Origin of the sequence: Rhizobium altiplani, from assembly GCF_001542405.1 — a bacterium.
Classification (GTDB): domain Bacteria; phylum Pseudomonadota; class Alphaproteobacteria; order Rhizobiales; family Rhizobiaceae; genus Rhizobium; species Rhizobium altiplani.
In genome coordinates this window covers 65,047-78,633 of the sequence record NZ_LNCD01000012.1, presented here as the reverse complement: position 1 = coordinate 78,633, position 13,587 = coordinate 65,047, and the positions used below count along the sequence as shown (strand labels likewise).

The following is a 13,587-nucleotide window of genomic DNA, read 5'->3' as shown; positions in this document are numbered from 1 at the left end:
CGAGCGGGGCAACTCCTCTACTTCTGGCCTGTAATCACAACATGGACAGACGTCATTCCGCAGGCGGACGGAATGATCGAGTGTGGTGCTCCTGGAGAGTGCCATGTCCGATCACGGAGGATTGTTGATGAGTGCTTGCAATACCATCACCTTGAACGTTGCGCATACATTCAATGCCTCGCCCTGCGCCGTCTACGACGCATGGCTGAACCCTCAGATCGCCAAACGCTTCCTTTTCGCAAGCGACGAAGGCCGCGTTATCCGAGCCGACATCGATCCAAAGGTCGGCGGACATTTTCTCGTCATCGACCGACGTCCGACAGGCGATGCGGTGCATTACGGCGTATTTCTCGAATTGCGCCGACCGCGGCGGATGGTCTTCTGCTTCTCGGCAGCCGAGCATGATCACAATGCGGATCGAATACAGATCGACATCGAACCGCTCGCCGAAGGCACGCGGTTGACGCTCTCGCACGAAATGTGCGCCCAATGGGGCCAGTTCGAAGAAGAGACGCGGAAGGGCTGGGTCCACGTCATGCAGGGGCTCGAGCGCGAACTCGATGCGATGCAGGTGGTCAGTGTGCCAGAGATTGTCGCGCAGGCTTCCGCCGAACCATCCAAAGCGAGTGCAGCATAATCGCGCAGACCAGGATCGTGCCGCCTACGAGCGTCATCGTCGGTGGGGCTTCCGCGAAGATCAGCCATATCCAGATCGGAGCCAGGATGGTTTCGAGCAGATAGAACATGCCGACTTCAGGCGCGGAGAGATAGCGTGGTCCGGTAGCTAGGCACCAAAAGGCGACCGGCATCAGAAGCGTACCGTTGAGGATGATCCAGGCTGGATTCTCTATAGCTAGCCCGACCGGCAGGGCCTTTGCAAAGCCGAGGGCCGCCGGCAGGGCGGCGGCAAGCAAGGGCACGAAGCCCATTTCCCGACGCGACGCCCGGGCAATGGTTATCGCCGATGCGAGGATAAAGGCGCTGAGAAGTGCCATGGCATCGCCGAAGAGATGGCCGCCGGCCAATCCATCATGCACGATCAGGCCAACACCGAACACCATGACCGCCATGGTGACGAGCGTGGATGCCGTGGGACGTTCCTTGAGAAAAATCCATGACAAGAGAGCGCCGAACATCGGATTGAACGCGACGATAAAAACCACATTGGCCGTCGCCGTGTTGAAGACGGCAAGCAGGAAGGTCAGCGTCGAGCAGCCGTAGAGCAGTCCCGTCGCAAGGCCGTGCCTGCCGGGCACGAGCACGGGCCATGCTCCCTTGGCGTATCTGATAAGACAGATCACCAGCAGCGCGGCGGCGACCGTCGTGATGCTGCGCATGCCCAGGATCGACCACATGTCGCCGTGAGCAAGCCGCACCAGTGGAATGTCCATGGAAAGAGCCAAGCCGCCGATTGCCGTCAGCAGCAGGCCTTTCCGATGATCGGAAAGGGAGGGGAGGAGCATTTAGTAGCGCGGGCTTTCGGGCAATACGGAGGGATCGAAACGTTCCCAGCCGCGCGAAGTCAGATGCTCCTGCGGCTGGAAGCGAGTCTTGTAGTCCATTTTCCTCGACCCTTGAACCCAGTAGCCGAGGTAGACGTGTGGAAGACCCAAGGCCTTTGTGCGCCTGATGTGATCAAGGATCATGAACGTGCCAAGGGAGCGGCGATCCATGTCAGGGTTGAAGTAGGAATAAACCATGGACAGGCCATCGCTCATGGTATCGGTCAGGGCGGCGGCCAAGAGCTCGCCGGTCGGGCGCTCTTCCAGGCCCGTCCCTTCCTTTCGAAGCCGATACTCGATGATTTTGGTGTTCACATGGGTGTCTTCGACCATGATGGCATAGTCGAGCACCGTCATGTCGGACATTCCGCCCTGCTGGTGGCGAAAATCGAGATAGCGTCGGAACAGCGAATATTGTTCGCTGGAAGGTTGGGCAGGGAATTCCGTGGAGATGATGTCGGCGTTCGTTGCCAGCACGCGCTTCATCGACTTCGTCGGCAGGAATTCCTGTGCGAGGATGCGCACGGAAATGCAGGCGCGGCAGGCCTCGCAGGCCGGACGATAGGCGATGTTCTGCGACCGGCGAAAGCCGCCCTGTGTCAGGATATCGTTCATCTCCGCTGCGCGGGGACCGACGAGATGCGTGAAGACCTTACGTTCCATCTCGTTGGCCAGATAGGGGCACGCAGCCGGAGCAGTCAGGTAGAACTGCGGTGATGGCGTCGTCTGCGTATTCATCTGTTGCGGAGATTTCCTTTGGTTCGCTGCTTATCTGACAGGATGACTTAAGAATAAAAAACGTCAACAGCGGGGCCGTTCTCCTGCCCGATGTCGCGCGTCATACTTTTGGATATGGCGTCGAAAGGCTCCCGGCAAAGGTCGGGAGCAGCGTTTATTTTAGCTTGTGGCGAGCCTGATCAGGCGGTGCGTACCGTGACGGTGCCAACCAGAAAATCGTGGATCAACCGGCTGCGTTCGGTGAACAGGCCAACCAGCAGAATCAGCGGCGTCAGGACTGAGTTCAGGATCCAGAAAAGCGCCAGGTGAACGATGGCCGTCAGGAAGTCCATCGGCTGCCCGTCGACGCGGATGATGGCAATGCCCATTGCGCGCATGCCGAATGAGGCCTGCTGGGAACCGCCCACCGTAAAGCCGAAATACAGGCCTGCAACGATCACGAACAGCGCCGGGTAGAGAAAGAATCCGAGCCCCAGTGTGACGATCGACAGGAAGAAAAGAATGACCGCCGCCGGTATGCAGAGCAGCAGAATGATCACGTAGTCGAGGATGAATGCGAAGACACGACGGCTCAGCGTGCCGCTATAGGCGCGCCAGTCGTCCGGTGCAGCATAGAGCGGATTGGGCGTGAGCGTCATCGTTACGGTCTCCTTTCGAAAAAGCGATGCCGTTGATATGGTATCGCTTCCCTCAAATGCAATATTGGCGCGCAATCAGCGCCTGGCTAGGATTCTTGCCACCTCGACTGCAAAGTAGGTGAGGACGCCGTCGCAGCCCGCACGCTTGAACGAGAGCAGGGTTTCCAGCATGGCGCGCTCGCCGTCGATCCAGCCGTTCATCGCGGCCGCCTTGATCTGCGTGTACTCCCCCGAAACCTGATAGGCGAAGGTCGGCAGACCGAAGGCTTCCTTCATGCGCCAGCAGATGTCGAGATAAGGCAGGCCCGGCTTGACCATCAGCATGTCGGCACCTTCCTCCACGTCAAGCGCGGCGTCGCGGATGGCTTCGGTGCCGTTTGCCGGATCAATGTAGTAAGTCTTCTTGTCACCCTTGAGCAGACCGCCGGTGGAGATCGCCTCGCGGTAGGGGCCATAGAATGCCGAGGCGAATTTGGTGGCGTAGCTCATAATACCAACATTCTGGTGCCCGGCAGCGTCAAGGGCGCGGCGGATGGCGCCGATTCTGCCGTCCATCATCTCCGACGGCGAAATGATGTCAGAGCCGGCATCGGCCTGCATGACGGCCGCGCGCGCAACCTGATCGACCGTCTCGTCGTTGACGATCTCGCCCTGTCGCAGGATCCCGTCGTGGCCATGGCTCGTGAAGGGGTCAAGCGCGACGTCAGTGATGACACCGATATTGGGCACCGCCTTCTTGATTGCAATTGTCGCTTGGTTGATCAGATTGTTGGTTTCAAGACTGTTCGAGCCTGTTTCGTCGCGCAGTTCCATTTCGATGTTCGGGAAGGTCGCGATCGCAGGGATGCCGAGATCGGCCGCTTCCTTGGTGGCTTCGACCAGCCTATCCACGCTCATGCGGTTGACGCCGGGCATCGCCGGGATCGCTTCGACGATGCCCGTGCCGGGAACGACGAAAACCGGCCAGATCAGGTCGTCGACCGTCAGGCGGTTCTCCTGCACGAGGCGCCGCGTCCAATCGGCCTTGCGATTGCGGCGCATGCGCCGATGGCCGGTAATCTCGTCGACGAGATGGGTCTTGTCCTGCATGGTGGTTTCCAGCTTTCTGCCATTCCAATAGTCGAAGCGCTCATTATCATGGCGTGGCCGAAATCCAAACCGGACGATTGGCCGCAATGGAGGAGGCGCTGGCGAAGTCGCAACGGCAACCCTATTGTTTGAGACATGGACGCTGATTCTCCGACGATACCTAAGCGGACGCTGACCAGCGTTCTCTTCATCCTGTTCCTGCGGCTTGTCGCCGTTTCCTGCTTCTGGTTCGGATTGCAGTATTGGGCGATGCTCGTCGGCTATTCGCTGGTCGGGGCAGGGCGCTTCGATCTGCTCAGCCTTCCGTGGAAGGTCGCAAGCACCAGCCTCGCCGTTCTCTTCCCCGTCGCCTCTCTCGGTCTATGGCTGGCCGTCTCCTGGGGGCCGGTTATCTGGGTGCTCGCGGCAGGCGGACAGATCATCATGTACGGCTTCATGCCGGAGGTTTTCGGGTCCAACCGGCTGATCGTTTTGCTGCATGCCGCGGTCGTCCTGGTCTACCTGGGATTCCGTGTTGCGCTCTGGTACGAAAAGCGCAAGCGGCGCCAGCAGGTAAGCGTTGATTTACCCTGATACATCTAGGGTTTCCGGTAAGGCACTGTTAAGCCTGCGGTTTAAGTAGAATTTTATTTGTATTCGATAGGGTCTGTCTCAAGGCGGGAAGAAAACCAACACCGCCAAACAAAACAGTGAGGCAGTCATCATGAACACGAAAATCAAGCCGCAGGCGGTATCGAACTTCCGTGACCAGCAGGAACAAGGCATCCGTGATCTTTACATGGAATCCCTTCATCTTGTTGAACGTCTTCACCGCCGTCTCCTCGACGTCATCAAGGACGAGTTCGACCGCCAGGGTCGCAGCGACGTCAATGCCGTCCAGGCACTTCTTCTCTTCAACATCGGCAACTCCGAGCTCACCGCCGGCGAACTTCGCTCCCGCGGTTACTACCTGGGTTCCAACGTTTCCTACAACGTCAAGAAGCTTGTCGATCTCGGCTTCATCAACCATCAGCGCTCGCGCATCGACCGTCGCTCGGTCCGCATCAGCCTGACGGAAGCGGGTCAGGACATCGCTGAAACCGTCGCCAAGCTCTATGAACGTCACGTCGGCTCGATCGACAAGGTTGGCGGCATCGGCTCCGACGAATTCACGCAGATGAACAAGCTGCTTACCCGTCTGGACCGCTTCTGGAACGACCAGATCCTCTATCGCCTGTAATCTCGTAAGCCAACTTCCCTGCTGGCTTATCGGACCTCCAAGGCACGAAAGGGCGCAACGGTATTCCGTAGCGCCTTTTCGCCGTTAGCAGCGTCTCGGTGCCGGGCTGCCTACTCGGTCGCCGACTTGGACAATGACCTCGCGACGAGCTTGGGGTTTCCCGGGAATCACGCGACGCGGTCGCGACGTCAGCTCTATTTGTTGCAGGCAGTGGGCGGACCGGACGCGCGTAATCCGCGCCTTGTCTGCGAGGTCGTGACATCTTTGCAACGCATGGCAGGCAAGCATAATCGACTGTATTCAAGCCGTTTTTTAGCCGCTATTAACCGCCACATTTCTGTGGATGGATATGGTTCTTTGCGCATCGCCCGCGACCGACGGTTGAGCGTGGTGCAGGGCGACACGAATTGGCCATATTAGCATGTCAGCGGAAATACACGGCAAAGGGCGCTTCCCAAATTGAGGTCTGACAACCTCGCGCTCCCTGGCTCGCAATCATGTGATCGCCGGCAGAGAGATTGTGCGATGCGCCGTAGCGACGGGTTGATAGAGAGATCTGCGTTCTCGCAGGGATAGCGAAGGCTGCCGGTCTCTCAAGCGGCGGCAATTTAGTGGTTGGGATGAATGTCGAAGAAAATCGGTACTGAAGCTTTCTCTCGTCGGGCGTTTCTGACGTCTGCGGCAATGGTTGGCGCGGGCGCATTGGCGGCCCCCGCACTTGCGCAATCGGCGATCGACTCGCTCATTAATGCTCCACAACGCGGCGATTGGGACGATCAGTTCGATGCGAAGGCTGCGTCCCGCACCGCAACGGCTGTCGTTTCCAACACGCCGATTCTCGGGCCGCAGTCGGTGCCGAGCATCCAGCAGGCAATCGCCCAGTATCAGCAGATCGCTTCGGCTGGCGGTTGGCCCGAAGTCAGCCCAAGCCAGCAGCGCTTGCAGATCGGCGTGACCGACCCGGCCGTCCAGAGCCTTCGCCAGCGTCTTGCCATCACAGGCGACCTACCGCGGGAGGCCGGCATGTCTTCGGCGTTTGATTCCTATGTCGACGGCGCCGTCAAGCGCTTCCAGGCGCGCCACGGCCTTCCGGCCGACGGCGTCATCGGCGAGTTCACCTTGAAGGCCATGAACATTCCGGCCGATGTTCGTCTGCAGCAGCTGAACACCAACCTCATCCGCATCCAGACCTTCCCGGAAGAGCTCGGACGCCGCCACGTGATGGTTAACATTCCGGCCGCCTACGTCGAGGCCGTGGAAGACGGCAGCGTTGCGACGCGCCACGCTGCGGTCGTTGGCCGTCTCAGCCGTCCGACGCATCTCGTCAACTCGAAGATCTACGAAGTTATCCTCAATCCTTATTGGACGGCACCGCGCTCGATCGTCGAAAAAGACATCGTACCGCTGATGCGCAAGGACCCGACCTATCTCGAGAAGAATGCCATTCGCCTGATCGACGGAAAGGGCAACGAGGTGGCGCCGGAAACGGTGGACTGGAATGCCGAGAAGGCTCCGAATTTCATGTTCCGTCAGGACCCGGGCAAGATCAACGCCATGGCGTCCACGAAGATCAACTTCTACAACAAGAACGGCGAGTATATGCATGACACGCCGCAGCAGGGTCTCTTCAACAAGCTGATGCGCTTTGAGTCCTCGGGCTGTGTTCGCGTCCAGAACGTTCGCGATCTGACGACGTGGCTGCTGCGCGAGACCCCGCCGTGGTCGCGTCAGCAGATGGAGCAGGTCATCACGACCCGCGTCAACACGCCGATCAAGCTCGCCGAAGAAGTGCCGGTTTATTTCGTCTACATTTCCGCCTGGGGCATGCCGGATGGCGTCGTGCAGTTCCGCGACGATATCTATCAGCTCGACGGCAACGCCGAGCTTGCGCTCGACACGACCGCAACCACGGAGCAGCCGGTTCAATAAGTCAATTGGATCGCGTTTGATTTTGAAGAAACCGCGTCTCTCTGGCGCGGTTTTTTGTTGTCCTGTCGGGCATAGAACGCGCGGCGCGTAGATTGCCTAGCAAATGTCGTTCTCCGTATTGCCCTTGAAAGGGCGGGGCGCTAATACCTTCGCGCATTCCAGTTGAGGAGCCCGCTCATGACCAATGCCTCCACCCAGACCTTCTTCAATCGCTCGCTTGCCGATACCGATCCGGAAATCTTCAGCGCGATTGGCAAGGAACTCGGCCGCCAGCGGCACGAGATCGAACTCATCGCCTCGGAAAACATCGTTTCCCGCGCGGTGCTGGAAGCCCAGGGCTCCATCATGACGAACAAGTATGCCGAAGGCTATCCGGGCAAGCGCTACTATGGCGGCTGCCAGTTCGTCGATATCGCTGAAGAACTGGCGATCGAACGCGCCAGGAAGCTCTTCGGTGTCAACTTCGCCAACGTTCAGCCGAACTCCGGTTCGCAGATGAACCAGGCCGTGTTCCTTGCACTGCTGCAGCCGGGCGACACCTTCATGGGCCTCGACCTCAACTCGGGCGGTCACCTGACGCACGGTTCCCCGGTCAACATGTCCGGCAAGTGGTTCAACGTCGTGTCCTATGGCGTGCGCGAAGGCGACAACCTGCTCGACATGGACGAAGTTGCCCGCAAGGCCGAAGAGCATAAGCCGAAGCTGATCATCGCCGGCGGCACCGCTTACTCCCGCATCTGGGACTGGAAGCGCTTCCGCGAGATCGCTGACTCGGTCGGCGCCTACCTGATGGTTGACATGGCGCACATCGCCGGTCTCGTCGCCGGTGGCCAGCATCCGTCGCCGTTCCCGCACTGCCACGTTGCCACGACGACGACCCACAAATCGCTGCGTGGTCCCCGCGGTGGCGTGATCCTGACGAACGACGAAGATCTAGCGAAGAAGTTCAACTCGGCCGTCTTCCCCGGTCTGCAGGGTGGTCCGCTGATGCACATCATCGCCGCCAAGGCCGTCGCCTTCGGTGAAGCGCTGGAGCCGGAGTTCAAGGACTACGCCGCGCAGATCGTCAAGAACGCTAAGGCGCTTGCGGAAACCCTGATCGCCGGCGGCCTCGATGTCGTCTCCGGCGGCACCGACAACCACCTGATGCTCGTCGATCTTCGCAAGAAGAACGCGACCGGCAAGCGTGCCGAAGCAGCCCTCGGCCGCGCCTACATCACCTGCAACAAGAACGGCATCCCGTTCGACCCTGAGAAGCCTTTCGTCACTTCGGGTGTGCGCCTCGGCGCGCCGGCCGGCACGACGCGTGGCTTCAAGGAAGCGGAATTCAAGGAAATCGGCATTCTCATCGTTGAGGTTCTCGACGGCTTGAAGGTCGCCAACTCCGACGAGGGGAACGCAGCCGTGGAAGCAGCCGTTCGCGGCAAGGTGGTCGAGCTGACCAACCGCTTCCCAATGTATGATTACATGGGCTAAGGATAACGCATGCGCTGCCCATTCTGCGGATCGGAAGACACACAGGTCAAGGATTCACGCCCGGCGGAGGACAATACGTCCATCCGCCGCAGGCGTATTTGTCCCGATTGCGGCGGTCGTTTCACGACCTTCGAGCGCGTGCAGCTGCGCGAGCTGATGGTGTCGAAGAAGACCGGCCGCAAGGTACCGTTCGACCGCGACAAGTTGGTGCGATCTTTCGAGATCGCACTGCGCAAGCGTCCCGTCGACCGCGACCGCATCGAACGTGCGGTATCCGGCATCGTTCGACGGCTTGAAAGCTCCGGCGAAGTCGAGATCAGCTCCGAGCAGATCGGCCTTCAGGTGTTGGAAGCATTGAAGAGCCTGGATGATGTTGGTTTCGTTCGCTATGCCTCTGTCTATCGGGATTTTTCGCATGCCGAGGATTTCGAGAAAGTCATTTCCGAGATCAACGCCAAGATCGCCCGCGATCCCCTGGACAACTAGCTCATGAGCGCTTCGGAAGACGACGCGCGTTTCATGGAAGAGGCGATCCGCCTGGGTCTCCTGCATCTCGGCCAGACATCTACCAATCCTTCCGTCGGCTGCGTGATCGTGCGTGACGGTCAGATCGTCGGCCGTGCAGTGACGGCAGTCGGCGGGCGTCCCCACGCCGAACCGCAGGCCCTGGCCGAAGCCGGCGAACTGGCGCGCGGCGCCACCGCCTATGTCACGCTCGAACCCTGCTCGCATTACGGCAAGACACCACCCTGCGCGGAGGCGCTGATTGCCTACGGCGTTGGTCGTGTGGTGATAAGCGTCACCGATCCGGATCCGCGTGTCTCGGGCAGGGGCATTGCCATGCTGCGCGATGCGGGGATCGAGGTCGAGTCAGGAATTCTCGAAAAGGAAGGCAAGCGTTCGCTTGCTGCTTACCTCACACGGCAGACGAAGAACCGGCCCTATGTGACTCTCAAGCTTGCGGTTTCCGCTGACGGCATGATCGGAAAAAAGGGCGAGGGGCAGATTGCGATCACTGGGCCTGCGGCACGGGTAGAGGTGCAGAAGCTGCGCGCCGAAACCGATGCGATTCTGGTTGGGATCGGGACTGCGATCGCCGATGATCCCTTGCTCACCGTTCGCATGCCTGGACTTGAGGCCCGCTCACCGGTTCGTGTCGTGCTCGATGAAGATCTCTCTTTGCCCTTGGACAGCAAGCTGGTCGCGACGGCCAAGCAGGTGCCATTGATCGTCGTCGCGGCCGAACCGCCCCGCTTCGACAATAGCGAGGACGAGGCCTTTCTCGCACGACGAGACGCTTTAGATCAGGCTGGCGTCGAAGTGGTCCAATGCAGTCCCTACCGGCCCGACCAACTGCTGCCTGCACTAGCATCGCGCGGAATTTCTTCGCTTGTCATCGAAGGCGGCGCGCGGACGGCGAAGCTTTTCCTGGATGCCGGTTACATCGACCGCATCCTCCTCTATCAAGGCCCTGCGGTGATCGGGCAGGACGGTATTGAATCGCCGGTCCAGAAGACCGATATGCCATCGGGCTTCCTGCACAGGGGCACCTTCATGTTTGGCGACGATCGCCTGGACGAATACGAAAGAGAGCTTTGATGTTTACCGGAATTGTCACCGACGTCGGCAAGATCGAATCTGTTTTCCCATTGAAGGAAGGCATCAAGCTGCGTGTCGCCACTGCCTATGATCCGGCGACCATCGACATGGGCGCCTCGATCTCGCACTCCGGTATCTGCCTGACGGTGACCGGCCTGCCCGGCGAGGGCAGCAACGGCCGCTGGTTCGAGGTCGAAGCTTGGGAAGAGGCTCTGCGCCTGACGACGATCGGGACGTGGAAGGAAGGTACCCGCATCAATCTCGAGCGCTCGCTGAAGATCGGCGACGAACTCGGCGGCCACATCGTTTCCGGTCATGTTGATGGCAAGGCCGAGATCCTCTCGGTGACGGAAGAGGGCGATGCGACGCGCTTTCGCCTGCGTGCGCCTGAACATCTCGCCAAGTTCGTTGCACCCAAGGGCTCTATCGCTCTGGATGGCACGTCGCTCACCGTCAACGCTGTGGACGGTACCGATTTCGACGTCCTGCTGATCCGTCACACGCTTGAGGTCACGACCTGGGGCGAACGCAAGGCAGGCGACTTCGTCAATTTCGAAGTCGATACCATGGCGCGCTATGCCGCTAGGCTGGCGGAGTTCCCGACCGCGAAAGCAGAATAACCTCTCCATTGTAGTTGCATCGCTGGACTTCGCGGAAGCCGAGCTTGCGCGCCAGGCGCAGCGAGGGATCGTTCCCCGGGTCGATAATGCAGGTCATTGGCTTGGAGGGGAACCGCTCTTCCGCCCAGGCGATCAGCGCCGTGAGCGCTTCGCTGGCGTAGCCGTGCCCTTGCGCGAAGGGCATCAGTCCCCAACCGGTCTCCAGAGTGCCTTCCGTGGAAACGGGGTGCATATCCCGTTTCATGTCGAGGAAGCCTGCTTCCCCGATGAAACGCCCTGACTGCTTTTCCTCGATCGCCAGAAATCCGAAACCCATGTGATGCCACATGCCGGCGACACGCAGCATGCGTGCCCAGGCCTGTTCGCGGGTGGAGGGAACACCTCCGATGAAGCGCACCACCGCTTCGTCGCTCCACATCGTCATATAGTCAGAAAAATCGTCAACGGTGTGCGGACGTAGCAGCAGTCGCGCTGTCTCGATGGTAGGAATGCTGGTCATCTTGAAGTGTTCCCCTCGGATGGAGGTCAAGCACCCGGCTCGCCGTCCCAGTAGTCCAGCTTGCCATGCTCGCTGCCGATAAAGCGAAAGCGATTCGCTTGTCCCTCGTCGCGATTGGTCTTGGCGAGAAACTTTCCGGAATCGGGATATTCGACAATCTCGGTTTTCGCCATTGTCGAAATGCCAAGGTAGATCAGAGGCGTCGAACCAGTGTTGATGATCTGGTGGGCGGTCTCTTGTCCCCCGGCTGGAGCGCCGAGCGTGTCACCCTTCCGGATCGGATAGCGATCAGGACCGAAACGATATTCGCCGGTGCCTTCGATGACGAAAAACAGCTCATCCTCCACGTGATGGTTGTGGAATGGACAGCTGGATTTGCCGGGCCGGACTTCGTTGTAGCTTATGCCGAGACCTCCAAGGCCGAGAAGCGAGCCGAATGAGACATCCGTCCCTTCGTACAGATCCCCTTGCTTCCAGTGCTCAAGCTTCAAATCAGCGACGTTGATGACGGGCTTCGATACGCCGGACATTGTCTTCTCCTGTTTCCGGAGAAAAGGCATCATCCTGCGAGAAAATACAACCCGCAAAGCATCGTGACGGGCGACAGTCTTCCGCTGTCGCCCTTGACCTTATCGATAGTAGACCGTGATACCGCCGTCCGCGGCCTGATCAGCGTTGACGATGTTCCCGAGCAGCACACCTCTGGCGTTGAGCTGATGCATAAGGGGTTTGTTGACGGCAATGGCCGCACGGATCACTTGGATGTCGTGGACACTGTGTGCGGCAAATGAATTGGGCGCTCCGATATTTTTCGATCTGCCGTGGTCGGCCACCTGCCGAATATCGAGATTTGCGCCGCTGAAGCTGCGGAGCGTTCGTTCGATGCCCGACGGGGTGGTCATGTCGAGACTTTCGGCACGGCTGGCATCTGCAAAGGCAAGGGTAGCGACTGCGGAGGCGATGGCTGCAACGCGATTCATGGTGTATCCTTTCATCTGCTCTGACGATCGACCGTCGGCAGTGGATCGTCAGCGTTACGCAGATGAAATTGGTAATCGGATCATCCGCCTTCAATTCATAAGTATCTGGAATTTAGTCACATATTGTTCATGCGAATTGCCCTTCATTTGCCATCTTCGAGGCGCCGGTCCGACGCCGGCACAAAATGACGCAAGAATTGCCCGCTCCGCCGTTGCCGGGATTCCGGATTCGGCATCCAACCATGGTCGGAATTTGCTTGCCATTCGGGTCGCGGCGTGTTTTGACCGCGGCCTGCCGAATGGTGAAGTCCTCTAGCTACTGAAGGTGAAGCATGGCGCGAGAAACCGCTCCCCACATTTTGATCGTCGAAGCACGCTTCTACGACGACATGGCCGATGCCCTGCTTGAAGGCGCGACCTTCGCCTTGAAAGAGGCGGGCGCAACCTATGAGGTCGTCACCGTTCCGGGCGCTCTCGAGATTCCGGCGGCGATTGCCATGGCGCTCGACGGAGCAGATAATGAGGGCACGCAGTATGATGGGTACGTCGCCCTCGGTATGGTCATCCGCGGCGAGACCTACCATTTCGATATCGTGTCGAACGAATCCTCTCGCGCGCTGATGGATCTGGCCGTGAGCGAATCCCTTGCCATTGGCAATGGCATTCTGACTGTTGAGAATGACGATCAGGCCTGGGCTCGCGCCCGCCGTTCGGACAAGGACAAGGGCGGATTTGCCGCCCGCGCAGCTCTTACGATGATAGAGCTGAAGAAGAAGTTGGGTGCATAACGAATGAACAACGAGAACTCGGAGCGTCCGGTCAAGGCTGCAAACCAGCGAGGTGCTGCACGCCTTGCTGCCGTTCAGGCGCTCTACCAGATGGATATTGGCGGCACCGGCGTGCTGGAGATCGTGGCTGAATACGAGGCGCATCGCCTGGGCCAGGAACTCGACGGTGAGACCTATCTGAAGGCCGACCCCTCCTGGTTCCGCTCGATCGTATCAGGCGTCGTGCGGGAGCAGCGTCGCCTTGACCCAATGATTGCGTCCGCCTTGCAGGACGACTGGGCGCTCTCGCGTCTCGATAGCACGGTCCGCGCGATCCTCCGTGCCGGCGTCTTCGAGATTCTCGAACGCAAGGATGTTCCCGTTGCGGTCATCGTGACGGAATACGTCGAAATCGCTCAGGCCTTCTTCAGCGACGATGAGCCGAAGCTCGTCAACGCCGTGCTTGACCGCATCGCAAAGCAGGTGCGGGGCGAAGCCAAGAAGTAGCGTTCTGCCGGGTCAGCAGGCCCG

The 13,587-nt window shown here is 59.5% G+C and carries 17 protein-coding genes; 10 read left to right on the top strand and 7 right to left on the bottom strand.

All coding sequences use genetic code 11. The features are described from left to right. The first annotated feature begins 103 nt into the window (after positions 1 to 103). The gene (locus AS026_RS02765; protein ID WP_018116890.1) at positions 104 to 637 is read left to right on the top strand and encodes an SRPBCC family protein; all 534 of its coding nucleotides are present in this window, start codon (positions 104 to 106) and stop codon (positions 635 to 637) included. On the opposite strand, the gene AS026_RS02760 is transcribed toward AS026_RS02765, so the two are convergent. The 4 genes from AS026_RS02760 to hemB all read right to left on the bottom strand — a co-directional run bounded on the left by AS026_RS02760 (position 576) and on the right by hemB (position 3,967). Next, positions 576 to 1,463, bottom strand: a complete 888-nt coding sequence (locus AS026_RS02760) for a DMT family transporter (protein WP_062368593.1) — start codon at positions 1,461 to 1,463, stop codon at positions 576 to 578. The genes AS026_RS02765 and AS026_RS02760 overlap by 62 nt on opposite strands. Continuing rightward, positions 1,464 to 2,240 carry an arginyltransferase gene (locus AS026_RS02755; protein ID WP_018116892.1) on the bottom strand — a complete coding sequence of 259 codons (777 nt, stop codon included), beginning with the start codon at positions 2,238 to 2,240 and terminating at the stop codon, positions 1,464 to 1,466. 179 nt (positions 2,241 to 2,419) lie between these two features. Further along, complete coding sequence (locus AS026_RS02750; protein WP_018116893.1) at positions 2,420 to 2,878, bottom strand: RDD family protein; 459 nt, start codon at positions 2,876 to 2,878, stop codon at positions 2,420 to 2,422. A gap of 75 nt (positions 2,879 to 2,953) precedes the next feature. Next, positions 2,954 to 3,967, bottom strand: coding sequence for a porphobilinogen synthase (hemB, locus tag AS026_RS02745; RefSeq protein ID WP_018116894.1), 1,014 nt, complete (start codon positions 3,965 to 3,967; stop codon positions 2,954 to 2,956). Between the two features lie 135 nt (positions 3,968 to 4,102). Between hemB and AS026_RS02740 the strand changes: the two genes are divergently transcribed. The 7 genes from AS026_RS02740 to AS026_RS02710 all read left to right on the top strand — a co-directional run bounded on the left by AS026_RS02740 (position 4,103) and on the right by AS026_RS02710 (position 10,810). After that, the gene (locus tag AS026_RS02740) at positions 4,103 to 4,540 is read left to right on the top strand and encodes a DUF6163 family protein (protein ID WP_018116895.1); all 438 of its coding nucleotides are present in this window, start codon (positions 4,103 to 4,105) and stop codon (positions 4,538 to 4,540) included. Positions 4,541 to 4,670: 130 nt separating this feature from the next. Next, positions 4,671 to 5,186 (top strand): transcriptional regulator LdtR, encoded by a 516-nt coding sequence (ldtR, locus tag AS026_RS02735; RefSeq protein WP_018116896.1) that lies wholly within the window; start codon positions 4,671 to 4,673, stop codon positions 5,184 to 5,186. Positions 5,187 to 5,810: 624 nt separating this feature from the next. After that, positions 5,811 to 7,115, top strand: a complete 1,305-nt coding sequence (locus AS026_RS02730; RefSeq protein ID WP_018859192.1) for a L,D-transpeptidase family protein — start codon at positions 5,811 to 5,813, stop codon at positions 7,113 to 7,115. Positions 7,116 to 7,292: 177 nt separating this feature from the next. Then, positions 7,293 to 8,591 (top strand): serine hydroxymethyltransferase, encoded by a 1,299-nt coding sequence (gene glyA / locus AS026_RS02725; protein WP_062368592.1) that lies wholly within the window; start codon positions 7,293 to 7,295, stop codon positions 8,589 to 8,591. 9 nt (positions 8,592 to 8,600) lie between these two features. Beyond that, positions 8,601 to 9,077 (top strand): transcriptional regulator NrdR, encoded by a 477-nt coding sequence (gene nrdR, locus AS026_RS02720; RefSeq protein WP_007531462.1) that lies wholly within the window; start codon positions 8,601 to 8,603, stop codon positions 9,075 to 9,077. A 3-nt stretch (positions 9,078 to 9,080) separates the two neighbouring features. Then, positions 9,081 to 10,190 carry a bifunctional diaminohydroxyphosphoribosylaminopyrimidine deaminase/5-amino-6-(5-phosphoribosylamino)uracil reductase RibD gene (gene ribD / locus AS026_RS02715; RefSeq protein ID WP_062368591.1) on the top strand — a complete coding sequence of 370 codons (1,110 nt, stop codon included), beginning with the start codon at positions 9,081 to 9,083 and terminating at the stop codon, positions 10,188 to 10,190. Further along, positions 10,190 to 10,810 carry a riboflavin synthase gene (locus tag AS026_RS02710; protein ID WP_062368590.1) on the top strand — a complete coding sequence of 207 codons (621 nt, stop codon included), beginning with the start codon at positions 10,190 to 10,192 and terminating at the stop codon, positions 10,808 to 10,810. Before ribD ends, AS026_RS02710 begins: the two co-directional genes overlap by 1 nt. Here the strand turns inward: AS026_RS02710 and AS026_RS02705 are convergent. The 3 genes from AS026_RS02705 to AS026_RS02695 all read right to left on the bottom strand — a co-directional run bounded on the left by AS026_RS02705 (position 10,773) and on the right by AS026_RS02695 (position 12,289). Beyond that, entirely contained in the window at positions 10,773 to 11,309 is a 537-nt protein-coding gene (locus tag AS026_RS02705; protein WP_025661227.1) for a GNAT family N-acetyltransferase, read from the bottom strand. The genes AS026_RS02710 and AS026_RS02705 overlap by 38 nt on opposite strands. A 26-nt stretch (positions 11,310 to 11,335) precedes the next feature. After that, positions 11,336 to 11,839 (bottom strand): cupin domain-containing protein, encoded by a 504-nt coding sequence (locus AS026_RS02700; protein ID WP_062368589.1) that lies wholly within the window; start codon positions 11,837 to 11,839, stop codon positions 11,336 to 11,338. A 99-nt stretch (positions 11,840 to 11,938) separates the two neighbouring features. Beyond that, positions 11,939 to 12,289 (bottom strand): hypothetical protein, encoded by a 351-nt coding sequence (locus AS026_RS02695; RefSeq protein WP_018116903.1) that lies wholly within the window; start codon positions 12,287 to 12,289, stop codon positions 11,939 to 11,941. Positions 12,290 to 12,621: 332 nt separating this feature from the next. Between AS026_RS02695 and AS026_RS02690 the strand changes: the two genes are divergently transcribed. Next, positions 12,622 to 13,077 carry a 6,7-dimethyl-8-ribityllumazine synthase gene (locus AS026_RS02690; protein WP_016553506.1) on the top strand — a complete coding sequence of 152 codons (456 nt, stop codon included), beginning with the start codon at positions 12,622 to 12,624 and terminating at the stop codon, positions 13,075 to 13,077. Positions 13,078 to 13,080: 3 nt separating this feature from the next. After that, positions 13,081 to 13,563 carry a transcription antitermination factor NusB gene (nusB, locus tag AS026_RS02685; protein ID WP_018116902.1) on the top strand — a complete coding sequence of 161 codons (483 nt, stop codon included), beginning with the start codon at positions 13,081 to 13,083 and terminating at the stop codon, positions 13,561 to 13,563. The last annotated feature ends 24 nt before the right edge of the window (positions 13,564 to 13,587 follow it).

What these genes read in the sequence shown, in the direction of transcription:
- AS026_RS02765 (WP_018116890.1), top strand. Translation starts at nt 104, where the DNA reads ATGTCCGATCACGGAGGATTGTTGATGAGTGCTTGCAATACCATCACC.
- AS026_RS02760 (WP_062368593.1), bottom strand. Translation starts at nt 1,463, where the DNA reads ATGCTCCTCCCCTCCCTTTCCGATCATCGGAAAGGCCTGCTGCTGACG.
- AS026_RS02755 (WP_018116892.1), bottom strand. Translation starts at nt 2,240, where the DNA reads ATGAATACGCAGACGACGCCATCACCGCAGTTCTACCTGACTGCTCCG.
- AS026_RS02750 (WP_018116893.1), bottom strand. Translation starts at nt 2,878, where the DNA reads ATGACGCTCACGCCCAATCCGCTCTATGCTGCACCGGACGACTGGCGC.
- hemB (WP_018116894.1), bottom strand. Translation starts at nt 3,967, where the DNA reads ATGCAGGACAAGACCCATCTCGTCGACGAGATTACCGGCCATCGGCGC.
- AS026_RS02740 (WP_018116895.1), top strand. Translation starts at nt 4,103, where the DNA reads ATGGACGCTGATTCTCCGACGATACCTAAGCGGACGCTGACCAGCGTT.
- ldtR (WP_018116896.1), top strand. Translation starts at nt 4,671, where the DNA reads ATGAACACGAAAATCAAGCCGCAGGCGGTATCGAACTTCCGTGACCAG.
- AS026_RS02730 (WP_018859192.1), top strand. Translation starts at nt 5,811, where the DNA reads ATGTCGAAGAAAATCGGTACTGAAGCTTTCTCTCGTCGGGCGTTTCTG.
- glyA (WP_062368592.1), top strand. Translation starts at nt 7,293, where the DNA reads ATGACCAATGCCTCCACCCAGACCTTCTTCAATCGCTCGCTTGCCGAT.
- nrdR (WP_007531462.1), top strand. Translation starts at nt 8,601, where the DNA reads ATGCGCTGCCCATTCTGCGGATCGGAAGACACACAGGTCAAGGATTCA.
- ribD (WP_062368591.1), top strand. Translation starts at nt 9,081, where the DNA reads ATGAGCGCTTCGGAAGACGACGCGCGTTTCATGGAAGAGGCGATCCGC.
- AS026_RS02710 (WP_062368590.1), top strand. Translation starts at nt 10,190, where the DNA reads ATGTTTACCGGAATTGTCACCGACGTCGGCAAGATCGAATCTGTTTTC.
- AS026_RS02705 (WP_025661227.1), bottom strand. Translation starts at nt 11,309, where the DNA reads ATGACCAGCATTCCTACCATCGAGACAGCGCGACTGCTGCTACGTCCG.
- AS026_RS02700 (WP_062368589.1), bottom strand. Translation starts at nt 11,839, where the DNA reads ATGTCCGGCGTATCGAAGCCCGTCATCAACGTCGCTGATTTGAAGCTT.
- AS026_RS02695 (WP_018116903.1), bottom strand. Translation starts at nt 12,289, where the DNA reads ATGAATCGCGTTGCAGCCATCGCCTCCGCAGTCGCTACCCTTGCCTTT.
- AS026_RS02690 (WP_016553506.1), top strand. Translation starts at nt 12,622, where the DNA reads ATGGCGCGAGAAACCGCTCCCCACATTTTGATCGTCGAAGCACGCTTC.
- nusB (WP_018116902.1), top strand. Translation starts at nt 13,081, where the DNA reads ATGAACAACGAGAACTCGGAGCGTCCGGTCAAGGCTGCAAACCAGCGA.